This window comes from Mesorhizobium sp. M2A.F.Ca.ET.042.01.1.1, assembly GCF_003997405.1.
Taxonomy (GTDB): Bacteria; Pseudomonadota; Alphaproteobacteria; order Rhizobiales; family Rhizobiaceae; genus Mesorhizobium.
The window spans coordinates 1-21,594 of sequence record NZ_RZRX01000097.1 but is presented as its reverse complement, the minus strand read 5'-3'; the positions used below and the strand labels follow the sequence as shown (position 1 = coordinate 21,594).

General features: G+C 64.8%; 23 protein-coding genes. 12 read left to right on the top strand and 11 right to left on the bottom strand.

Annotated elements, in window-relative coordinates; translation table 11 throughout:
- On the top strand, positions 1-364 hold a 364-nt coding region (locus tag EOA23_RS16640), incomplete at its 5' end, for a GNAT family N-acetyltransferase (RefSeq protein ID WP_127304934.1).
- 76 nt (positions 365-440) lie between these two features.
- Positions 441-926, top strand: coding sequence for an SRPBCC family protein (locus tag EOA23_RS16635; RefSeq protein WP_127304933.1), 486 nt, complete (start codon positions 441-443; stop codon positions 924-926).
- 187 nt (positions 927-1,113) lie between these two features.
- On the opposite strand, the gene EOA23_RS16630 is transcribed toward EOA23_RS16635, so the two are convergent.
- From EOA23_RS16630 to EOA23_RS16620, 3 genes are all read right to left on the bottom strand, one after another.
- Positions 1,114-1,911, bottom strand: coding sequence for a xanthine dehydrogenase family protein subunit M (locus EOA23_RS16630; RefSeq protein ID WP_127304932.1), 798 nt, complete (start codon positions 1,909-1,911; stop codon positions 1,114-1,116).
- Between the two features lie 12 nt (positions 1,912-1,923).
- Entirely contained in the window at positions 1,924-4,272 is a 2,349-nt protein-coding gene (locus EOA23_RS16625) for a xanthine dehydrogenase family protein molybdopterin-binding subunit (protein WP_127304931.1), read from the bottom strand.
- 142 nt (positions 4,273-4,414) lie between these two features.
- Positions 4,415-4,915 carry a (2Fe-2S)-binding protein gene (locus EOA23_RS16620; RefSeq protein WP_127304930.1) on the bottom strand — a complete coding sequence of 167 codons (501 nt, stop codon included), beginning with the start codon at positions 4,913-4,915 and terminating at the stop codon, positions 4,415-4,417.
- A gap of 258 nt (positions 4,916-5,173) precedes the next feature.
- Here EOA23_RS16620 and EOA23_RS16615 point away from each other — a divergent pair, with 258 nt between their 5' ends.
- Positions 5,174-6,358 (top strand): FIST N-terminal domain-containing protein, encoded by a 1,185-nt coding sequence (locus EOA23_RS16615; protein WP_127304929.1) that lies wholly within the window; start codon positions 5,174-5,176, stop codon positions 6,356-6,358.
- Between the two features lie 5 nt (positions 6,359-6,363).
- Positions 6,364-7,701: a hybrid sensor histidine kinase/response regulator gene (locus tag EOA23_RS16610; protein WP_127304936.1), complete on the top strand. Its 1,338-nt coding sequence runs from the start codon at positions 6,364-6,366 to the stop codon at positions 7,699-7,701.
- Positions 7,702-7,710: 9 nt separating this feature from the next.
- Here EOA23_RS16610 and EOA23_RS16605 read toward each other — a convergent pair whose 3' ends face one another.
- Complete coding sequence (locus EOA23_RS16605; RefSeq protein ID WP_127304928.1) at positions 7,711-8,394, bottom strand: response regulator transcription factor; 684 nt, start codon at positions 8,392-8,394, stop codon at positions 7,711-7,713.
- 241 nt (positions 8,395-8,635) lie between these two features.
- Between EOA23_RS16605 and EOA23_RS16600 the strand changes: the two genes are divergently transcribed.
- Genes EOA23_RS16600 through EOA23_RS16585 form a run of 4 tightly spaced genes read left to right on the top strand, consistent with a single transcriptional unit; the run spans position 8,636 to position 11,547 of the window.
- Positions 8,636-9,334: a fumarylacetoacetate hydrolase family protein gene (locus tag EOA23_RS16600; RefSeq protein ID WP_127304927.1), complete on the top strand. Its 699-nt coding sequence runs from the start codon at positions 8,636-8,638 to the stop codon at positions 9,332-9,334.
- A complete protein-coding gene (maiA, locus tag EOA23_RS16595) occupies positions 9,331-9,981 on the top strand; it encodes a maleylacetoacetate isomerase (RefSeq protein ID WP_126060343.1) in 651 nt (216 codons plus the stop codon). Before EOA23_RS16600 ends, maiA begins: the two co-directional genes overlap by 4 nt.
- Positions 9,971-10,450 (top strand): DUF4262 domain-containing protein, encoded by a 480-nt coding sequence (locus tag EOA23_RS16590; RefSeq protein WP_126060342.1) that lies wholly within the window; start codon positions 9,971-9,973, stop codon positions 10,448-10,450. The genes maiA and EOA23_RS16590 overlap by 11 nt, the downstream gene beginning before the upstream one ends.
- A gap of 56 nt (positions 10,451-10,506) precedes the next feature.
- On the top strand, positions 10,507-11,547 hold the full coding sequence (locus EOA23_RS16585) for a zinc-dependent alcohol dehydrogenase family protein (protein ID WP_127304926.1): 1,041 nt from the start codon (positions 10,507-10,509) through the stop codon (positions 11,545-11,547).
- Positions 11,548-11,613: 66 nt separating this feature from the next.
- Here the strand turns inward: EOA23_RS16585 and EOA23_RS16580 are convergent, their stop codons facing one another.
- Entirely contained in the window at positions 11,614-12,477 is an 864-nt protein-coding gene (locus EOA23_RS16580; protein ID WP_127304925.1) for a DMT family transporter, read from the bottom strand.
- Positions 12,478-12,579: 102 nt separating this feature from the next.
- Here EOA23_RS16580 and EOA23_RS16575 point away from each other — a divergent pair, with 102 nt between their 5' ends.
- From EOA23_RS16575 to EOA23_RS16565, 3 genes are all read left to right on the top strand, one after another.
- Positions 12,580-13,998, top strand: a complete 1,419-nt coding sequence (locus EOA23_RS16575; protein WP_127304924.1) for a PLP-dependent aminotransferase family protein — start codon at positions 12,580-12,582, stop codon at positions 13,996-13,998.
- Positions 13,999-14,143: 145 nt separating this feature from the next.
- Positions 14,144-14,722, top strand: coding sequence for a TetR/AcrR family transcriptional regulator (locus tag EOA23_RS16570; protein WP_127304935.1), 579 nt, complete (start codon positions 14,144-14,146; stop codon positions 14,720-14,722).
- Complete coding sequence (locus tag EOA23_RS16565) at positions 14,719-15,555, top strand: DMT family transporter (RefSeq protein ID WP_127304923.1); 837 nt, start codon at positions 14,719-14,721, stop codon at positions 15,553-15,555. Before EOA23_RS16570 ends, EOA23_RS16565 begins: the two co-directional genes overlap by 4 nt.
- A gap of 150 nt (positions 15,556-15,705) precedes the next feature.
- Here EOA23_RS16565 and EOA23_RS16560 read toward each other — a convergent pair whose 3' ends face one another.
- From EOA23_RS16560 to EOA23_RS16550, 3 genes are all read right to left on the bottom strand, one after another.
- Complete coding sequence (locus EOA23_RS16560; RefSeq protein WP_127304922.1) at positions 15,706-16,203, bottom strand: MaoC family dehydratase; 498 nt, start codon at positions 16,201-16,203, stop codon at positions 15,706-15,708.
- A 178-nt stretch (positions 16,204-16,381) separates the two neighbouring features.
- The gene (gene phaP / locus EOA23_RS16555) at positions 16,382-16,810 is read right to left on the bottom strand and encodes a TIGR01841 family phasin (RefSeq protein ID WP_127304921.1); all 429 of its coding nucleotides are present in this window, start codon (positions 16,808-16,810) and stop codon (positions 16,382-16,384) included.
- 66 nt (positions 16,811-16,876) lie between these two features.
- Positions 16,877-18,172, bottom strand: coding sequence for a DUF445 domain-containing protein (locus EOA23_RS16550; protein ID WP_127304920.1), 1,296 nt, complete (start codon positions 18,170-18,172; stop codon positions 16,877-16,879).
- A 314-nt stretch (positions 18,173-18,486) separates the two neighbouring features.
- Between EOA23_RS16550 and rirA the strand changes: the two genes are divergently transcribed.
- Positions 18,487-18,948, top strand: a complete 462-nt coding sequence (rirA, locus tag EOA23_RS16545) for an iron-responsive transcriptional regulator RirA (RefSeq protein WP_127304919.1) — start codon at positions 18,487-18,489, stop codon at positions 18,946-18,948.
- On the opposite strand, the gene EOA23_RS16540 is transcribed toward rirA, so the two are convergent.
- The 3 genes from EOA23_RS16540 to EOA23_RS16530 form a co-directional block, all read right to left on the bottom strand.
- Positions 18,945-19,733: a heme ABC transporter ATP-binding protein gene (locus tag EOA23_RS16540; RefSeq protein WP_127304918.1), complete on the bottom strand. Its 789-nt coding sequence runs from the start codon at positions 19,731-19,733 to the stop codon at positions 18,945-18,947. The genes rirA and EOA23_RS16540 overlap by 4 nt on opposite strands.
- Before the next feature lie 7 nt (positions 19,734-19,740).
- Entirely contained in the window at positions 19,741-20,841 is a 1,101-nt protein-coding gene (locus EOA23_RS16535; RefSeq protein WP_127304917.1) for an iron ABC transporter permease, read from the bottom strand.
- A 6-nt stretch (positions 20,842-20,847) separates the two neighbouring features.
- Positions 20,848-21,594 (bottom strand): hemin ABC transporter substrate-binding protein (locus EOA23_RS16530; RefSeq protein ID WP_145966431.1); only part of this gene is annotated, 747 nt, incomplete at its 5' end.

Here is a 21,594-nt window from a genome sequence, read left to right as displayed (position 1 = left end):
TTTCTCCACCCGCCGCATCGGTGCGCTCGAGGCCTTCATCCTATGCTTCGACCAGGACGCAGATTACGACAGCCCGAACTTCCTCTGGTTTCGCGAGCGCTATCCGCGCTTCGTCTATGTCGACCGCGTGGTGGTCGCCGCGGCGGCGCGCGGCCGCGGCCACGCCCGCCGCCTTTATGAGGATCTGTTCGAGCAGGCCCGGCGCGCCGGCCACACGATGGTAACCTGCGAGGTCAATGCCGATCCGCCCAACCCGGCTTCCGATGCCTTCCACGCCGCGCTCGGTTTCGCCGAGGTCGGCGACGCGGTAATCCATGGCGGCAAGAAGTCGGTGCGCTATTGGGCAAAGCCGATCGCCGCCTGAACACGCTTCGAACGCTGCTGGCCAGAAGAACAAGCCGAAGCTAATATAACCGCTCGGCTGGCTGGGGCGCGACATCATGGCGAGCAATGTCTTCCGCTTCGACGAAAGCTGGGACATCCCTGAAGGCACACCCCAGGAAGTGTGGGATGTGCTGTCGGACGCCCAGTTGCTGCCGCTCTGGTGGGGCGATGCCTATAAGGAGGTGGAGCCGCTCGACAAGAAGGGCAAGGGCGTCGTCGGCGCCCGCGCCAGGGCACGAGCGCGCGGCGCCCTGCCCTATGAGCTGAACTTCATCATCGAGGCCGCGGAGCTCATACCCGGCCGGCTGGTGGTGGTAAAAACCTTCGGCGATTTCGATGGGCTGTGGCGGGCCGAACTGTCGCCGTCAGGGGCCGGCACGCATGTCGATCTGGTCTGGCAGGTCACGGTCGAGAGGCCGATCCTCAAATTCCTGGCGCCGCTGCTCAGGTCCGCCTTCGCCTGGAACCATCGCTGGACGACGCCGCGCGGCGAAACCGGGCTTCGCCGATACCTCGCCGCCCGAAAGAACGGCAAGGCCTGACCTCACCAGTTGCGGTTGAGCCAGCCGCGAGCCGGTTTCTCGACGATGTAATAACTCGCCAGCGCGGTGCGGGATAACTTTGTGCAAGTGCGAAGCTGCATTTTGACCGGTGATTCCGGTCAAACCTTGTTTTGGTCAAGAAAAAGGGGCCGAAATGGCCCCTTCTTTCACCTGCGGCGGGCGCTGTTCAGGCGTTGGCGGCGGCCACCGCGCGCTTGGCCATCACCGCGATCAGATTGGCGCGGTACTCGGCGGAGGCATGAAGGTCGCTCATCAGCCCTTTCGCCGGCACTTTGAGGCCGTCAAGCGCCGCGGCGTCGAAGCTCTTCGCCAGGGCGGCCTCGACCTCCTTCGAGCGGAAGACACCGTCCTCGCCGGCGCCGGTCACCGCCGCCCTTACCCCGTCCTTGCCCTTGCTCACGAACACGCCGACGATGGCGTAGCGCGAAGCCGGGTTGCGGAACTTCTGGTAGGCCGCCTTGGCCGGCGCGGTGAAGCTCACCGCCGTGACGATCTCGCCTTCCTTCAGCGCCGTCTCGAACAGGCCCTTGAAGAATTTGTCCGCCGCGATCTCGCGCTTGTTGGTGATGATCGTCGCGCCCAGTGCCAGCAAAGCCGCCGGATAGTCGGCCGCCGGGTCGTTGTTGGCGATCGAGCCGCCGAGCGTGCCTTTGTGGCGCACCGCCGGATCGCCGATCAGCGATGCCATATGCGCAAGCGCCGGGCACACTCTCTTCAGCTTCTCGTCGATGGAGACGTCGTAATGTGTCGTCGCGGCCCCGATGGTGACCGTCTTGCCGGACACCTTGACGCCCTGCAGTTCCTTCAGCCGCGAGACATCGACGAGGTCGGAAGGCGCCGCGAGCCGCGTCTTCATGGCCGGGATCAGCGTCATGCCGCCGGAGAGCAGCTTGGCGTCGCCGTTCTTCAGCAGCTTGGCGGCGTCAGCGACGGAAGAAGCGCGATGGTAATTGACCGAATACATGCTCGTTCCTCCTCAGTGCTTCGTCGCGCGGATGGTAGCCCACACCGTCGCGGGCGATGCCGGCATGGGAATGTCGACGACGCCGAGCGCGTCGGTGATGGCGTTGATGACCGCCGGCGGCGAGCCGATGGCGCCGGCCTCGCCGCAGCCCTTGACGCCGAGCGGATTGCCCGGGCATGGCGTGTTCGAGGTCGAGACCTTGAAAGACGGCAGGTCGCCCGCGCGCGGCATGGTGTAATCCATGTAGCTTGCCGTCAGAAGCTGCCCGCTGGCGTCGTAATGCGCGCCCTCCAGCAACGCCTGGCCGACGCCTTGCGCGATGCCGCCATGCACCTGCCCTTCGACGATCATCGGATTGATGATGTTGCCGAAATCGTCGGCCGCGACGAACTGGATGATTTCGGTCAGCCCGGTCTCCGGATCGATCTCGACCTCGCAGATGTAGCAGCCGGCCGGGAATGTGAAGTTGGACGGATCGTAGAAGGCCGTTTCCTTCAAGCCCGGCTCCATGCCCGCCGGCAAATTATGGGCGGTGTAGGAGGCAAGCGCCACCTGGAACCAGGGCAGGCTCTTGTCGGTGCCAGCGACCTTGACCTCGCCATTCTCGATGACGATGTCGCCCTCGTCCGCTTCCAGCAGATGTGCGGCGATCTTCTTGGCCTTGGCCTCGACCTTGTCGAGCGCCTTGACGATGGCCGACATGCCGACAGCGCCGGAACGCGAGCCGTAAGTGCCCATGCCCATCTGCACCTTGTCGGTGTCGCCATGCACGATCGAGACCGAGTCGATCGGCACGCCGAAGCGCTGGGTGACCAGTTGCGCAAAGGTCGTTTCATGGCCCTGGCCATGGCTGTGCGAGCCTGTCAGCACCTCGATCGTGCCGACGGCATTGACCCGCACCTCCGCCGATTCCCAGAGGCCGACGCCGGCGCCGAGCGAGCCGACCGCCGATGACGGCGCCAGGCCACAGGCCTCGATGTAGCAGCTCATGCCGATGCCGCGCAGCTTGCCCTGCTTGGCCGCATCCGCCTTGCGCCTGGTAAAGCCGGCATAGTCGGCTGCCTTCATCGCCGCATCGAGCGATGCGTTATAATCGCCCGCGTCATAGGCCATGATCACCGGCGTCTGATGCGGGAAGGACGTGATGAAGTTCCGGCGTCTGAGTTCCGCCGGCGACACGCCAAGCTCGCGCGCCGCAGTCTCCATCATCCGCTCGAGCACGTAGGTGGCCTCCGGCCGCCCTGCCCCGCGATAGGCATCGACGGGCGCGGTATTGGTGTAGACAGCGCGCACATTGGCGTGGATCGCCGGGATGTTGTACTGGCCCGACAAGAGCGTGGCATAGAGATAGGTCGGCACGCAGGACGAGAACAGCGACATGTAGGCGCCGAGATTGGCTATCGTGTCGACCTTCAGGGCAGTGATGCGGTTGTCCTTGTCGAAGGCCATCTCCACCGTCGAGACATGGTCGCGGCCATGCGCGTCCGCCAGGAAGCTTTCGGTGCGGTCGGCCACCCATTTGACCGGGACGCCGGTCTTCTTCGAGGCCCACAGGCAGACGATCTCTTCCGGATAGATGTAGATCTTGGAACCGAAGCCGCCGCCGACATCGGGCGCGATGACTCGCAGCTTGTTTTCCGGCGCGACGTTGTAGAAGGCGCTCATCACCAGCCGCGCGACATGCGGGTTCTGCGACGTCGTCCAACAGGTATAGTGGTCCTCCGCCTTGTCGTAATGCCCGAGGGCCGCGCGCGGCTCCATCGCATTCGGCACCAGCCGGTTGTTCACGATCTTCATGCGCGTGACATGGGCCGCCGACTTGATCGCCGCGTCGGTCGCCTTGCCGTCGCCGAGCTCCCAGTCGAAGATCAGGTTGTTCTCCGCTTCGGCATGGACCTGCGGCGCGCCGGGCTGGATGGCCTTGGTCGCCTCGACCACCGCCTTCATTTCCTTGTAGGTGATCTCGACCGCTTCCGCCGCGTCGCGCGCCTGGCCCTTGGTGTCGGCGACGACGATGACGACGGCGTCACCGACATAGCGCACCTTGTCGACCGCAAGCGGCGACCAGGCGCCCATCTTCATCGGCGTGCCGTCCTTGGAGTGGATCATCCAGCCGCAGATCAGATTGCCGATGCCGTCGGCCTTGAGCTCCTTGCCGGTGAGCACGCCGACGACGCCTGGCATCGCTTGCGCCTTCTTCACGTCGATCTTCTTGATCTGCGCATGCGCGTGCGGGCTGCGCACGAACACGGCATGCTTCATGCCGGGCACCACCATGTCGTCGACATAACGGCCGCCGCCGGTGATGAACCTCTTGTCTTCCTTGCGCGCCACGCGGGCGCCGACGCCTTCGATACCCATTAGGAAATTCCTCCCGAAAATAGCGAGTAGTGAGTAGCGACGAGTAGCGAGTAGCGAATAGCGAGTAGTGAATTGGTGGAGCGCAGAGCGGCCGAAAAAATACCGACTATTCGCTACTCACTATTCGCTACTCGCTCGATCCTCACGCTGCCTGCTTCGCCTTGCCCTTGGCGCCCTTCGCCATCGTCTCCGATGCGGCGAGGATCGCCTTCACGATGTTGTGGTAGCCCGTGCAGCGGCAGATGTTGCCTTCGAGCTCGGCGCGTACCGTCGCCTCGTCCAGGCCCTCCGGATGGCGCGCGATCATGTCGGTCGCCGTCATGATCATGCCTGGCGTGCAGAAGCCGCATTGCAGGCCGTGATGCTCCTTGAACGCGGCCTGGACCGGATGCAGCCCGGCGCCGTCGGCCAGCCCTTCGATGGTGACAATGGTCGAGCCTGAGGCCTGAACGGCCAGCATTGTGCAGGATTTCACCGCCCGGCCGTCGACATGCACCACGCAGGCGCCGCATTGCGACGTATCGCAACCGACATGCGTTCCGGTGAGGCCCAGATGCTCCCGCAGGAAATGCACCAGCAGCGTTCGGTCTTCGGCGCTCCCGCTGACCCGTTTCCCATTCACAGTCAAGGACACGTCCGACATGCAACCTCCCTGGGTATTAACCTTGGTCCTCACCCTGCCGATGCCGTGCTGTGCTTCGGCAGTACCATTCGCGCACCGTACAACGCGCAAAACAGCGCTGCCAGCGCCGGTTCCATTGTACTTTCGATCATGGCAAAAGCTATGTGCAGCGCAGCAACCGGCCCCATTGCCAAATCAGGGATTGAGGGCAAAGATGCCCTCGATGCGGAGCGTGCCTGGCACGCATAGAAAAGACACCCATAAACCGCGTCGGAGGAATTGCGGAGAAGGCAGCTGGCCAGTTCGAGCACGCGCTATGCATCGGGCCTATCGGCGCTCACCACGGATGAGCCCGACCCGAATGCCTTTGCCCGGGCCATCGCCGCAGAAGCGGCGATCGTCGATGCCGGCTTCGCGCTTCTGTTCTTCTCCCAAGGCCTGGTCGACGCGGCGGCGCTGGCGCAGGCGCTGAAGATATACGCGCCGTCGCTCGCCTATGCCGGCTGCTCGACCGCCGGCGAGATCACGCCGCAGGGACTGGAGGAAGGGCATATCCTTGCCCTGCTCCTTCCTTCGACGTCGTTTTCAACCGTCTCCACCATGGTCGAGAACCTCTCCTCGTCTGGCATGGACAGCATCACCGACGAGGTCGCGGCGTTGCGGCGCCTGCTGCGCGAGCGCATCGGCCAAGACCGCTCCAAGCAGATTTTCGCGCTCTGTTTCATCGACGGGCTGTCCTATGCCGAGGAAGCGGTGACCTCGGCCATCCACTGGGGACTGGACGACGTCCCGCTGATCGGCGGCTCGGCCGGCGACGACCTCAAATTCGAGACGACCAGGCTGATGGCCAATGGCAGGGTCGCCTCCGACAGCGCCGTCATCGTGCTGGTTGCGACCGAAATTCCTTTCCACGTCTTCAAGACCGACAATTTCATCCCGACCGACGAGAAGCTGGTGGTGACGGCGTCCGACCCCGACCATCGCATCGTGCGCGAATTCAACGCCGCCAACGCGGCCGAGGAATACGCAACCTCCGTCGGCATCCTGCCGCAGACGCTGACGCCGCTGAGCTTTGCCTCGCACCCCGTCGTGGTGAAGGTCGGCGGCGAATATTATTGCCGATCGATCCAGCGCATGCATCCTGACGGCTCGCTGTCCTTCTTCTGCGCCATCGACGACGGCATCGTGCTTTCCATCGCCCAGCCGAAGAACATGGTGGAATCGACGCGCACCGCTTTCGAGGATGTCGAGCACAAGCTCGGCGGGATAGACATGATCCTGGGCTTCGACTGCGTGCTGCGCCGGCTCGATGCGCGCAACCGCCAGGTCTTCCGCGACATTTCCGAGCTCTATCGGACCAACAACGTCATCGGTTTCGGCACCTATGGCGAGCAGTACCGCTCGATGCATCTCAACCAGACCTTCACCGGCATCGCCTTCGGCGAGCGCCAGGCGGCCGAGTGAACGAGATGCCGCTTCGCGACATCGACGACGTCGACAGGCTGAAGAAGATCAACGCGGCGCTTGTCAGCCGCGTCGAGCGCTCCATGGACCAGCAGGGCAATGCCTTCTCGCTGTTCCAGACCGCCATCTCGCTGGAAAACCGGGTGCGCAACCGCACCGAGGAATTGCACGCGACGCTGCGCCGGCTCGAGCAATCGAACATCGAGCTCAGCGCGGCGAAGGAAAACGCCGAACTGGCGAACCTCTCCAAGACCAGGTTTCTCGCCGCCGCCAGCCACGACGTGCTGCAGCCGCTCAACGCCGCGCATTTGTCGGTCTCGGCGCTGGCCGAGGTCCAGACCAGCGAGGAAGGCAGGAAGCTGGTGCGCCAGGTCGAGCGCTCGCTGGAGACGATGGAAGACCTCTTGCGCACGCTGCTCGACATCTCCAAGCTCGACGCCGGCGTGGTGCAGCCCGAAATCGGCGACGTCAGCCTGGAGACGCTGTTTTCCTCGCTGCGCTCGGATTTCCAGCCCGAGGCTGAGAAAAAAGGCCTGTCGCTGAAATTCCGGCCGGTCAACGTCGTGGTGCGCTCCGACCGCACACTGCTGCGCCGCATCCTGCAGAACATCCTCTCCAACGCTCTGCGCTACACCCGCTCCGGCGGCGTGCTGGTCGGCACCAGGCATCGCGGCGACACCATCCGCATCGACGTCGCCGACACCGGCTGCGGCATTGCCGAGGACCAGCGCGAAGCGGTGTTCGAGGAGTTCCACCGCGGCACCTCGACGCTTGCCGACGGCGGGTTGGCCGGCGGGCTGGGGCTAGGCCTCGCCATTGTGCGCCGCATGGCGGCCGCGCTGGGCCACCCCGTCACCTTTTCCTCGAGGGTCGGGCGCGGCACCATCTTCCACATCGACGTGCCGATCGGCATGGCGGCCGCCGAACCGGCGACGGGCATCGCCGACATGGACCGTCGGCGCGGTTACGGCCTCTTCGGCACCAAGGTCCTGCTGGTCGAGAACGACGCCGACGTGCTCTCCGCCATGACCTCGCTGCTCGAACGCTGGCTGTGCCTGGTGCGCGCCGCGACCTCGACCGACGACGCGCTCGATCTTCTGGGCGACACCGACTGGGTGCCCGACATCATCATCGCCGACCAGCATCTCGACGGCGGCGACCTCGGCACCGCGACGATCGCCGAAGTGCGCGACTATCTCGGCCGTCCAGTGCCGGCGCTGATCGTCACCGCCGATGGGTCAGAGCTCGTCGCCAAGGCGGCCCGCGCCGCGGGAATCGAGTTGATGCGCAAGCCGCTCAAGCCGGCGCAGTTGCGCGCGCTGCTGGCGCATCTGCTGGCTTAGAACCGCCCCTCAAAACCCAGCCTGATCCCGAAACAGCTCCGCATTGTCGAGCTTCGACACCTCGATCACCGCTTGCGTGCGGCTGTAGACATTGAGCTTGCGGAGGATCTCCGAGACATGCGCTTTCACCGTCGTCTCGCCGACCTGCAACTCGTAGGCGATCTGCTTGTTGAGCATGCCCTGGCGCAGCATCTGCAGCACCCTCAGCTGCTGCGGTGTCAGCCTGGCCAGGCGCTGCACCATGTCGGCGCGGTCGGTGCTGTCGGGGTCGGGCGGCTGGCCCTCATAATTTTCCGGCACATAGACCGCGCCGTCCATCACGGAGCGGATGGCGGCGGCGAGGTCGCTCTTGCGCGCCGATTTCGGGATGAAGCCGGCCGCGCCGTAGGACAGCGCCTCGGAGATGATCTTCGGCTCCTCATAGCCTGACACGATCACCACCGGCAGCCGCGGGTAGCGGGTTCTGAGCTGCAACAGCCCTTCGAAGCCATGCACGTCGGGCATGCTCAAATCGAGCAGCGCGAGATCGAACGGCTTGGCGTCGGCGAGGAGTTCGATCGCCTCCGTGATCGAGCGCGCCTCGACCGTGTCGACGTCCGGATAGGCCATCTGCACGGCGCTGTGCAGCGCCTCGCGAAACAGCGGGTGGTCGTCGATGATCAGGAAGCGGGCGCGGTCGCTGACGGAGCTCATTGCACGGGTTCAGGCATCGGTTCGGTTTCGGCCGGTACAGGATAGTCCGGTGACCATGGCCAGATTATTGGCAAATAGTATATCGCCCAATGGTACAGGGGCCCAATGGTACAGGGCCCCAATGGTACAGGACATTATCGTTGAAACGACAGGCCGATGTGCGCGTGAGCGTCCTCAGTCTTGCCCGGCCGCCGAAATCGGCCGAAGGTGCGCATGATTCATGCCAACACAGAGACAGCCCATGCCAGAATTCGTCCTTCCGCCGCCAGCAACCGCCTCGGTCGCTATTGCCGGCTCGGCGGAACGGTTTGCCGTGCGCCGCATCTTCTGCGTCGGCCGCAACTATGCGGCGCATGCGCGCGAGCTCGGCAACGACGAGCGCGATCCGCCCTTCTTCTTCACCAAGCCGGCGGATGCGGTGGTCGACAGCGGCGCCGATATCCCCTATCCGCCGCTGACCTCGAACCTGCATCACGAGATCGAACTGGTGGTCGCGGTCGGCAAGGGAGGCCTTCACGTGCCCCGCGCGGATGCGCTCGCTCATGTCTGGGGCTATGGCGTCGGCGTCGACCTGACCCGCCGCGACCTGCAGGATCAGGCGAAGAAAGCGGCGCGTCCCTGGGACTGGTCGAAAGCCTTCGACCAGTCTGCGCCTTGCGGTCCGCTGGTTCCGGCCGCGAAATCAGGACATCCGGACAAAGGCCGCATCTGGCTCGCCGTCAACGGCGCGGTAAAACAGGACGGCGACCTTGCCGAGCTGATCTGGCCGATCGCCGATATCGTCTCCATCTGCAGCGAGGCGGTGGAGCTTAAGCCGGGCGACCTGATCTTCACCGGCACGCCGGCCGGCGTCGGTCCGGTTCAGGCCGGAGACAGGATCACCGGCGGGGTCGACGGCATCGGCACGATCGAGGTAACCATCGGACAGCCGAGGCGATGAGCGACCTCGTCCTCCACAACTACTACCGCTCCTCCACCTCCTACCGGGTACGAATTGCGCTGGCGATGAAGGGGCTGGACTACACCTATGTGCCGCATCATCTGCGCCATGGCGAGCATCTCGAGCCCGCCTATCTCGCGGTCAACCCGCAAGGGCTGGTGCCGGCGCTGGTGCTGGATAACGGCCGGCTTTTGACCCAGTCGCTGGCGATCATCGAATATCTCGACGAGATTGAGCCTAACCCGCCGCTGCTGCCGAAGGATGCGCTGGGACGCGCCCGCGTGCGGATGCTGGCGCAGATGATCGCCTGCGATATCCACCCCGTGAACAATCTACGCGTGCTGACCTCGCTGCGCACTTTGTTCGGCGCCGGTGACGAGGACGTCGTCAACTGGTTCCGGCATTGGGTGAACGAAGGCTTCCAGCCGCTTGAAAAGATTCTCGCCTCCTCGCCCGAGACCGGCGCCTTCTGCCACGGCGACACGCCGGGCCTCGCCGACATCTGCCTCGCCGCCCAGGTCACCAACAACGCCCGCTTCGGCGTCGACATGGCGCCCTATCCGGTGATCGCGCGCATCAACGCCGCCTGCATGGCGCTGCCGGCGTTCCAGAAGGCAGCGCCGCAGAACCAGATCGATGCCGAATAGGGAAGCCAAAGACGCCGAGGAGGCCAAGGCACTGGCCGACATCGACGAGTACGGGTGTCATATCCTCTATGTGCTGGAGGAGGACGAGAATCCGCCATTCGCATACTCGGTCGGGATAGAGCACAATTTTGGCGTCCCTGAATTGGCCGTCATCGGGCTCAAACCGGAGCTTTCGATGACCATCATCAATGAGTACTGCAGACGCGTGCGCGGCGGCGAGAGGTTCCGCATCGGAGAGCGGGCGTCGGGTTTCCTGGGAGGTGGCTTCGACTGTCAGTTCGGTGCGGTCCACCCGGACCACTATCCCGAATATTTCGGTTGGGATATCTGGTTCTACGACGGGCCGGATTTCCGGATCATGCAGCTAATTTTTCCAACAACCTCCGGCGTTTGGCCATGGGATGCCGAGGCCGATGAATGGGTTCGCAAGCGGCAGCCTCTTCTAGACCAACCACTGTTGCCACCTTAGTTCGGATCGTCGTCCAGCCGCCTGTCATTTGAACTGAGACATATGGAAGCAATCCTATGAAAGCCGTTGTCTTCGAAAAATTCGGTGAGACGCCGACCATTCAGACCGTGCCGGATCCAAAGCCCGCCCAAGACGGCGTCGTCATCAAGGTGGAGGCGACCGGGCTTTGCCGCAGCGACTGGCATGGCTGGATGGGCCATGACGACGGCATCACCTTGCCGCATGTTCCCGGACACGAGCTTGCCGGCGTCGTCGTCGCCGCCGGCAAGCAGGTCACCCGCTGGAAGGCCGGCGACCGTGTGACGGTTCCCTTCGCCGTCGGTTGCGGCCGCTGCTTCGAATGCACCTCCGGCAACCATCAGGTCTGCGAGCACCAGACGCAGCCGGGCTTCACCGGCTGGGGCTCGTTCGCCGAATATGTCGGCATCGAGCATGCCGACACCAATCTCGTGCGCCTGCCCGACGCGATGGAATACGCCACCGCGGCCAGTCTCGGCTGCCGCTTCGTTACCTCGTTTCGCGCCATCGTCGACCAGGGCCGGGTGACGCCCGGCGAATGGGTGGCCGTGCATGGCTGCGGCGGCGTCGGCCTGTCGGCGATCATGATCGCCAGCGCCATGGGCGCCAATGTGATTGCCATCGACCTCACGGACGAGAAGCTGGAATTCGCGAAGAAGATCGGCGCGGTGGCAACCATCAACGCCTCGACAACGCCGAATGTGGTCAAGGCCGTCAAGCAGATCACCAATGGTGGCGCGCATATGTCGATGGACGCGCTCGGGCACCCGACCACATCCTTCAACTCGATCTCGAACCTGCGCCGGCGCGGTCGCCACGTTCAGGTCGGGCTGATGCTGGGCGAGCATGCCCGTCCGCAGGTGCCGATGGACAAGGTGATCGCCTTCGAGCTCGAAATCCTCGGCAGCCACGGCATGCAGGCCTACCGCTACTCCGCGATGATGGAGATGATCCGCACCGGCAAGCTCAAGCCCGAACTCCTGGTCGGCAAGAGGATCAGCCTCGAGGAAGCGCCCGCCGCCCTGATGGCGATGGGCGGCTTCGAGGGCATTGGCATCGGGGTCGTGACGAAGTTCTGAGCAATTCCAGGAAAAGTGTGAAACGGTTTTCCGTCCGGAATTGCGTCAAAGCAAATCAGTAGGCGTCTACCGCGCAAACTTCTTCGCCCCGAACACGCAGGCCACGACGCCGAGCGTGACGGCCACCATCATCGGGCTGACCTTTTCGTGCAGCAGGCTCGCCGCCAGCGCGAGGCCGAAGAAGGGCTGCAGAAGCTGCAGCTGCCCGACGGCGGCGATGCCGCCTTGCGCCAGGCCGCGATACCAGAACACGAAGCCGATCAGCATGCTGAACAGCGAGACATAGCCGAGCCCGATCCAGGCGCTGGAACCGATGGCCGCGAAGGATGGCGGCAGCGTCGCGAAGCTCAACGCCAGCATGACCGGCAGCGACAGCGCCAGCGCCCAGCAGATCACCTGCCAGCCGCCGAGCTTGCGCGACAGCTTGGCCCCTTCGGCGTAGCCCAGCCCGCAGACGATGATGGCGCCGAGCATCAGGCTGTCGCCGACGGGCGAGGCGCTCACGCCTTGCGCCAGAGCAAAGCCGGCGACCAAAGCGCTTCCCAGGCACGAGAACAGCCAGAAGGCCGGGCGCGGATGGTCGCCGCCGCGCAGAACGCCGAAGATCGCGGTCGCCAGCGGCAGCAGGCCGACAAAGATGATCGAATGCGCCGAAGTGACATGCTTCAACGCCAGCGCCGTCAGCAACGGGAAGCCGACCACGACGCCCAGCGCGACCACAATAAGCGAGACCAGATCCCCTCGCTCCGGACGTTTCTCGCGGAACAGCAGCAGCATCGCGATCCCAAGCAGACCCGCGATCGCCGCCCGTGCCGCCGTCAGGAAGGTCGGGTCGAAATCCATCACCGCCAGCCGCGTCGCCGGCAGCGATCCGCTGAAGATCAGCACCCCGATGAAGCCGCTGAGCCAGCCGTCGAAACTCTTTTCCATGATCTGCTCCGTTTGCGCTTCCCTACCGGCGCGGGCCATGGTGTCGCCAGAGACAATGGAGTACAATTCCACAAAACTGTAATGGTCGGCAGGGAAGTACAGATGGACCTATCAGGCCCAAATGCCAGCGGCGCCACCCTCGTCGAAACCGTCATGGCGGCAATCCGCCAGCGGATCGCGGCGCGCACGCTGACGCCCGGAGCCCGCCTGCCGTCGATACGGGCCATGGCCAGATCCATGCAGGTTTCGAAGTCGACCGTGGTCGAAGCATATGAGCGCCTCGCCGCGGAAGGCACGATCCGTTCGCGCCCGGGCTCGGGTTTCTACGCAGCCGGCCAGCTTGCGCCATTGTCGCTCGCCGAGATCGGCCCTCGGCTTGACCGCGCCGTCGACCCGCTCTGGGTGTCGCGGCAATCGCTGGAAGCAGGCGAGGAGATGCTGAAGCCTGGCTGCGGCTGGCTGCCGGCGTCCTGGATGCCGCAGGTCGCCTTGCGCCGTGCGCTGCGCAGCGCGGCCCGCGCGGACGACGTGGTGCTCGCCGATTACGGCACCCCGCTTGGCCTGCCGCCGCTGCGCCAATTGCTGGCGCGGCGCATGGCCGAGCATGGCGTGGAAGCCTCGCCCGACCAGATCATGCTGACCGACTGCGGCACCCAGGCCATCGACCTTCTGTGCCGCTTTCTGATCGAGCCTGGCGATGCCGTGCTGGTCGATGATCCCTGCTATTTCAACTTCCACGCCCTGCTGCGCGCCCACCAAGCCAAGGTGGTCGGCGTACCCTGTACGCCTTCCGGGCCGGACATCGAGCTTTTCGCCGCGGCGCTCGCCGAGCATCGGCCGCGCCTCTACATCACCAATTCCGGCATCCACAACCCGACCGGCGCGATCCTGTCGCCGGTCACCGCGCATCGGTTGCTGAAACTCGCCGACCAGGCGGATCTCACCATCGTCGAGGACGATATCTTCGCCGACTTCGAGCACAGCGCTGCCCCGAGGCTCGCGGCCTTCGACGGGTTGCAGCGCGTCGTCCAGATTGGTTCCTTCTCAAAAACCCTGTCGGCCTCGGTGCGCTGCGGCTTCATCGCGGCGCCCCCCGATTGGATGGAAGGCCTGACCGATCTCAAGATCGCCACGACATTCGGCGGTGCGCGGCTGTCGGCCGACCTGGTGTTGACCTTGTTGAAGGACGGCAGCTACCGCAAGCATGTCGAGCAGTTGCGCTCGCGCCTGTCGCGCGCCATGGCCGAGACCGCCGGCAGGCTGAAGGCGATGGGCATCACGCCCTGGATCGACCAGCCGGCCGGCATGTTCCTCTGGTGCCGCCTGCCCGACGGCATCGACGCGGCGGAAGTGGCGCGCCATGCGCTGTCGGACAATGTCGTGCTGGCGCCAGGCAATGCCTTCAGCCTGTCGCACACCGCCGGCCGCTTCATGCGCTTCAACGTAGCGCAATGCGAAGATCAGCGCATTTTCAGGGCGCTGGACAAAGCGATGGCCGCATCCCGCCGCAAAGCCGCGTAGGCGCGACATCGGTTGCCCAAGCGATCTTGCGGGGCTCAAAGCCGGATGCCGGTCGCGCTTGCCTCCCGCCTCCGGTCAACCGGTAATTGACAGGCCTCGTGGCGTAAGCATAAATAGACAGACCTGTCTCACTGCTGCTGCTATCATGGAACCGGCCAGAACCGACAAGCGCCAGCACATCGTTGAAACCGCCTATGTGTTGTTCAAGCGCATAGGCTTCCACGCCACCGGCATCGACCGCATCATCGCCGAAGCCGGCGTGGCCAAGATGACCATGTACCGGCACTTTCCCAGCAAGGACGATTTGATGGTCGAGGTCCTTGCCTACCGTGCGGGGCGCTTCGAGCGTCAACTCGACCGTCTCGCCGAACAGGCGGCCACGCCGGAACGGAAAATCGGCATGATCTTCGACTGGTACGGTCGCTGGTTCCACAGCGCCGACTTCCACGGCTGTCTGTTCGCGCATGCCCTGGCCGAGTTCGGCGATCCGGCGCACCCGGTGTTTCAGGCCGCCGTCAGGCAGAAGAACGGCCTCAAGCGCCGGATGCGGCTGATCCTCGAAGAGATGATGCCCACCGACGAAGCCGATAGCGTTTCCGCTGCCCTGCTGATGCTGATCGAAGGCGCGACGCTGATGGCCCGGATGGGGCAGCCAGACTCCGCCATTCGCGACGCCCGCAAGGCGGCAATGGCCATCCTCGCCGCGCCGGGGAGGCCGCAATGAGCGCGACGGTCATCGGCCTGGCACTGTTCGCCGCGATCCTGCACGCCAGCTGGAATGCCTTCCTGCGAACCGGCAACGACAGGCTGTGGACCGTCACGGTCATGAGCTTCTCGGCAACGATAGCCGCCGTTCCGCTGGCGCTCTTCCATCGCCTGCCGGCGGCGTCGGCCTGGCCCTATATCGTTCTCTCGGCCTGCCTTCAGGTCGGCTACAGCTTCTTTCTCGTGGCGGCCTATCGCTACGGTGAATTGGGACAGGTCTACCCGATCGTTCGCGGCTCTGTGCCGCTCCTGGTGACGGTCGGTGGTTTCGTTCTGGCCGGCGAGCGCCTGAGCACGCTTCAGACCCTTGGCGTCGTCCTCGCCGCGCTCGGCATCATGAGCCTTTCCCTTGGCAAAGGGCGCGCGGCGACTAAATCAATCCTCTATGCCCTGGCGACCGGCGTGATCATCGCGGCCTATGCGACGGTCGATTCCATCGGTGTCCGCTCGGCGGGAAGCTCGGGCGCCTACACGGCCTGGGTGCTGTTGATCTACGGCGTGCTGCTGCCGGCCACCTTCATCATCTGCCGCGGCAAGCTCACGGTGGATCTTCGTTCGCCGGACGCGCTGAAGGCGCTTGGCGGCGGGATTTTCGCCCTGATTGCCTACGGCGCCGTGGTTGCGGCCTTCGCGCTCGGGCCGGCCGGTCCGATCACGGCCATCCGCGAGACGAGCGTGGTTTTCGCGGTGCTGATCGGACGGCTTTTCCTAGGCGAGACGCTGACGCCGAAGCGCATTGCGGCCTGCGGCGTTGTCGCGCTAGGCGCGATCTGCCTTGGCTATCATGGATGACTATGGCCGAGAGGCTGTTTCGAAATTCGCTCTGGCGAGTCATATGGTGGCGGTTTCGAGAACCGGAGCGGAGCGGACTCTGCGTCCGTGAGCACTGGAAGCGCAGAAAATGCCGCCAGATGGCCGCCGGAGCGAATTTCGAAACGGCCTCTAAGCGCCTGCCCGTTTGCGGCGCTCATACATCATCACCAGCGTCTCGGCGGTCAGCGCCGGCTTCTGCTCGCCTTCGATCTCAACGGTGTTGGCGGCCTTCATCAGATACTGGCCGGGGCCGCGATCCTCCATGGACAGCAGCGTGGTGCGCAGCCTGATGCGCGCCCCAACCTTGACCGGCGCCAGAAAGCGCACCTTGTCGAAGCCGTAGTTGAAGGCGGCTTGGGTGTTTTCGGGCACGATGCCCATCTCCAGCGCCAGCGCGCCGATGATCGACAGGGTCAGATAGCCATGCGCGATCGTGGTGCGGAACGGGCTCTGCCGCTTTGCCCGCTCGGGATCGACATGGATCCACTGATGGTCGCCCGTGCACTCGGCGAACTGGTCGATGCGCCGCTGGTCGACCGTCGTCCAATCGGACACGCCGAGCTCCTGCCCGGACATTGTGCGCAACTGTTCAAAAGTCGGCGGCGTTCTCCGCCGTGGTTCGGTCATTCCGGCTTTCCCGTCACTCTTGCCTGTCTCCCGACCATGAAGCGGCAGCCTCTGTCAATTCGCCGCCCGCGATTTTCGCCGGTAGAGTTGATGCTTTTAGGGCAGGCCAGAACGCTCGAGCGCCTGCGCCGGTTGCATCGCATGTCGGTCTATGATGGGCTCGAAACCGCCGGACAACCTATTTCTTTTCGTAGCCGGCTCGGATTTCCGCCATCGCGTCCCTGATCCGGTCGCGCAGGATCTCGACCGATTCGATGCTGGATTTCCGTACAAGGTCAGCCACTTCGCTGGCGTTCTTCAGCGTCGTCTCGAACGACTTGCGGGCAAATTCAGCCTGTTTGCTCATCAGGTCCTGCGGGTTGCCCGGCGCCTGGTAGTTCTGCGCCATCCGCGTGACCTCGTTGATGGCATTCTGCACCATCTCATGCTGCCTTGCCAGCACCGAGGAGGCGCCGGCCGCGCCTGCCCTCGCCGACTTCTCCAGGGCTTCGAGGTTCTTGCGATGATGATCGAGGATCGCCTGGACATCGACATTCGGCAGTTTCAGGTCGCGGCCGAACCTGCTGAACATGTCGAGGAACGAGTCGGATTCCGGTTGCTTTGCCATGCCTTGCCTCCCGTTTTGCTGCCCTTGCGGCATCCCAGAGGGAGAATAGTGCGCGTCCGGCCGGCGTCAATTGACCAGAAACAGCCGCTCCGCCGTATACAACGCCAGCCCGGCAAGCCCGCCGATGATCATGCCGTTGAAGCGGATATATTGCAGGTCCTTGCCGATATTCGTTTCGATTAGCCGAGTCAGCTGCGCCAGGTCCCAGCGCTTGACCTGGTCGGCGATGAATGTCGACACGCCGCTTTTCTGGCTCTCGACAAACGAGGCCAGCGCCACGACGAAGCCCTGGTTCATGTCGGCCCTGATCTGTGCTTCCGCGGCCAGATGCCTGCCGGCCTCGACAAACATGTTGGCGAGGTGCTCGCGGATCGTCGAACTCGGCGCATTGACATCCTGCTCGATGAACAGGCGCAGGCTCGCCCAGGCATCGCCGGCCAGCGCCCTCACCTCCGGGCGGCCGAGAAAATCGCGCTTCAGCTTCTCAGCGCGCCTTGCATATTGCTTCGAGGTCCTGAGCCGCTCGATGAAGCCCAGCGCGAAGCGGTCGAATTCGGCACGCATCGGGTGGTCGGGATCGGCCCTGACCTCATCCAGCAGTGAACCCGCCGAAGCGACGATCTTCTTCAAGAGATAGGCATCGGCGCGAAACAGGTTGAACAGCGACGGCAATTCCTCGCGGATTTTCTCGCGCATCGTCGCCAGCGCCTGCTCGTCGTTGAGGAAACGTCCAACCACCCGCGTGAATTCATCGAACAGCTTCTGGTGGCGGCGATCGTCGGTCAGCGCCGACAGAAGGTCGGCGGCCAAAGGTGCCAGCGGCACCTTTTCGATCTGCTCCAGCATGCGGCTGGTGACGAAGTCGCGCAGCCCGGATTGCTCCACCGCCGTCAATGTCTGCGGCACCAGCCGCGCGACGAATCGCGACAGGCCGGCGGCACGCTCGGCATCGGCCAGCCAGTCGGCGACCAAGGCGGCGAAGTCCACCTCGGCGAGCTTTTCGCGCACCGGCTCCGGCGCCAGGAAATTGGCCTCGATGAAGCGGCCGAGATTGTCGGCGATGCGGTGCTGGTTCTCCGGAATGATGGCGGTGTGTGGGATCGGCAGCCCGAGCGGCCGCCTGAACAGCGCCACCACGGCATACCAGTCGGCGATGCCGCCTATGGTCGCCGCCTCGGCGAAAGCGGCGACGAAGCCGAGCCACGGATAGGTCGCCTGGAAGGACTTCGCCAGCGCGAAGACGAGGATGCACAGCGCAAGCGCGGCCGCGGCGATGAATTTGGTCCGCCGCAGCGCCGAGAGCTTTGCCTGCGCGTCGGCGTCGAATCGAGCCGGCGCGAGAGCCGGAGCTGATTGAGACATGAAAAGGCCGTTTCCTGTTTGCACCCGCCTCTATCTAGTGCATGTCGCCCAAAAGTGCGCAGCGGTTTTGGGAAAACGACATGCATAAAAACAAAGACTTAACGCGCGTCGCCTGAATCCGCTTCAGCGCGACGCGCTTATGCCTGCGCCCGCGAAACGCTCGCCCGAAGCACAGGAGGGCAAATCGGGCCGCCATCGGCGCCGGCCCGCACAAAAAGTTGACACGATTATTCAGCTATGTGCCAGTCCAGTCTGGAATTGTTCCAAACTATGGGCCATATTCGGCCTTAAGCTAATATTTTCGCGAGGATAGCATGCGGCTCACGCGCCAGACCAATTATGCGATGCGCATCCTGATGTATTGCGCCGCAAATACCGACAGGCTGAGCCGCATCCCCGAGATCGCCGCCGCCTATTCGGTGTCGGAACTCTTCCTGTTCAAGATCCTGCAGCCGCTGGTCGAGGCCGGCCTCGTCGAAACCGTGCGCGGCAGGAATGGCGGTGTCAGGCTCGGCCGCCCGGCCGAGCAGATCAGCCTGTTCGATGTCGTGCGCGTCACCGAAGAGAGCTTCGCCATGGCCGAATGCTTCGAGAACGACGCCGCCGAATGCCCGCTGGTCGACAGCTGCGCCCTGAATTCGGCGCTGCGCGAGGCGCTCAACGCCTTCTTCGCCGTGCTTTCCCGCTACACGATCGCCGATCTGATCGCCGCGCGCCCGAATGTGCGCCACCTGCTCGGCATCGACCTGCTGGAGCAGCGCGTGCCTGCAGCCTAGGCGGCGGACTGCGGCAACACGAACGGCACGCTTCCTTCGGGCAGCGCGCCGACCTTCAGCCTGCAGTCGAACACCTTCTCGATCAGCTCGTCATTGAGCACGTCCGTTGGCGAACCGGCTGCCGCCAGCTGGCCACGAGAGAGCACGAAAATCCGGTCGGCATACATCGCCGTCAGATTGAGGTCGTGCAGGATCGCCACCACGCCGCCGCCGCGCCGTGCGAAATCGCGGGCGATGTTCATGATGATGAGCTGGTGCTTGACGTCGAGGCTGGAGACCGGCTCGTCGAGGAAGAGATAGCGCGGCCGCCCTTCCAGCACCGGCGCCCAGACCTGGCAGAGCACGCGGGCAAGCTGCACGCGCTGCTGTTCGCCGCCGGAAAGCTCCTGGTAGAAGCGGCCGGCAAAGCCGTCGAGGTCGACACGCGCCAGCGCCCGCTCCGGTAGCCGTGCATCCTCGCCGGGCAGCACGCCCGAGCGCCCACCGATCAGGCCGAGGCGCACGATCTCGCGCACGGTGAACGGGAAGGACAGCGCCGTGGCCTGCGGCAGCACCGCGCGCAGCGTTGCCGCCTCGACCGGCTTCATGGCCGACAGGTCGCGGCCGTTGAGGGTGACGGTGCCGGTATAGGCGAACTCGCCGGTCAGCGCCTTGAGCAAAGTCGTCTTGCCGGATCCGTTCGGTCCGACGATGGCCGAAACCGCGCCGGGCTGCGCCGCGAAGTCGACATGCGAGACGATACGCCTGCCGCCGATCGCCACCGAGATGTCGCGCGCTTCGATCATGGCAGGCTCACAGATCAATGACGCCGCGCTTGCGCAGCAGTATCCACAGGAAGAACGGCGCGCCGGCGACCGCCGTGACGATCCCGATCGGCAGCTCGGCCGGCGCGACAACGGTGCGGGCGACCGCGTCGGCGATAAGCAGCAGCGATGCGCCGAGCAGCGCCGAGGCCGGTAGCAGATACCGGTTGTCCGGCCCGATCGCCAGTCGCAGGACATGCGGCACGACGATGCCGATGAAACCGATGCCGCCGCTGACCGCGACCGAAGAGCCGACAGCCGCAGACACCGCGACTATCGCTATGTATTTCAACCGCTGCACCGGGATGCCGAGATGGCCTGCGGTCGCCTCGCCCAGCGCCAGCGCGTTGAGGCCGCGCGACAGGAATGGCATCGCGGCCAGCGCCAGGATGATCACCGGCCCGACGGTGCCGATCTTCGGCCATGTCGCGCCGGCGAGCGAGCCGAGCTGCCAGAAAGTCAGGTCGCGCAGCTGCCGGTCGTCGGCCATGAAGATCAGGACGCCTGTCAGCGCCATGGCAAGGGCGCTGACGGCGATGCCGGCAAGCAGCATCGTGGCGACCGAGGTCCGTCCCTGGCGCGTGGCGATGGCGTAAAGCAGCAACGTCACCGCGAGCCCGCCGAAAAACGCCGCGAGCGGCAGCGCAAGCGTGCCCAACGCGAGCGTGAAGGGCGCAAACCATGTGGTGCCGAGCACGATGACCGCCACAGCGCCGAGGCTGGCGCCGGCGGAAACGCCGATCAGGCCGGGATCGGCAAGCGGATTGCGGAACAGCCCCTGCATCACCGCGCCGCAGACGGCGAGCGCGGCGCCGATCAGCACGCCGAGCAGCACGCGCGGCATGCGAATGTCATAGACGATCAGCTGGTCGCGCGCGGCAAGCGCCGCATCCGCCGGCACGGCCCCGGTGAACCAGTCGCGAATGACGCGAACGGCGGACGCATCCGAAGCGCCCGACGTCAGCGACAGGAACACCGAGAGGGCCAGCGCCAGGCACAAAAGCGCGATGACGACCCTTGCCCGCGCCGAACGATCGCCCTGGGCCGCCATCGCCCGGCCCGGCGCGCCTGCTATCGACTGTTCGGCCATCGCCGCTCAGTCCGTGACCTGGTTGCCGTAGAGCGAAACAGCGAGATCGTGGATCGCCTCCGCCGTGCGCGGGCCGAAGCCGAGCAGGTAGCCGCCATCCATGCTGATCATCTTGCGGTTCGTGCCTGCCGGGGTCGAGGCGATGGCGGGATTGGCGAACAGCTCGCCTTCCGAGATCGGCGGTCCGCCGCCTTTCATCGTCAGGACGACATCCGGCTTGGCGCTGACGATCGCCTCATCCGTCATCCCCTTGTAGCCGGAAAAGCCCTCGACCGCGTTGACCGCGCCGCCAAGCTTGATGATGCCGTCGGCCGCTGTGTCGCTGCCGGCGGCAAGGATCTTGCCGCCTTGCGTCGACAGCACGAACAGCACGCGCTTGCGCTCCTTGATCGAGGCCGTCCGCTTTTCCGCCGCCGTCAGCTTTGCGTCCGTCTCGATAGCCAGCTTCTCGGCCTTGGCTTCGACGCCCAGCGCCTTGCCGACGATGCGGATCTTTTCGAGGATGCCCTCATGGTTGAAGTGGTCCGGCACCTCGATGAAAGGCACGCTCGATTTCTTCAGCACGTCGACCGCTTCTTTCGGGCCGCTGCCCTGCAGCGCCAGGATTCCGGTCGGATTGACCGACAGGACACCCTCGGGCGACAGCGCTCGCATGTAACCCACATCCGGCAGCTTCGCCGCCGCCTCGGGATAGGTGCTGGTCGAATCGCGGGCGACGAGACGGCCCTCCTCGCCGAGCGCGTAGACGATCTC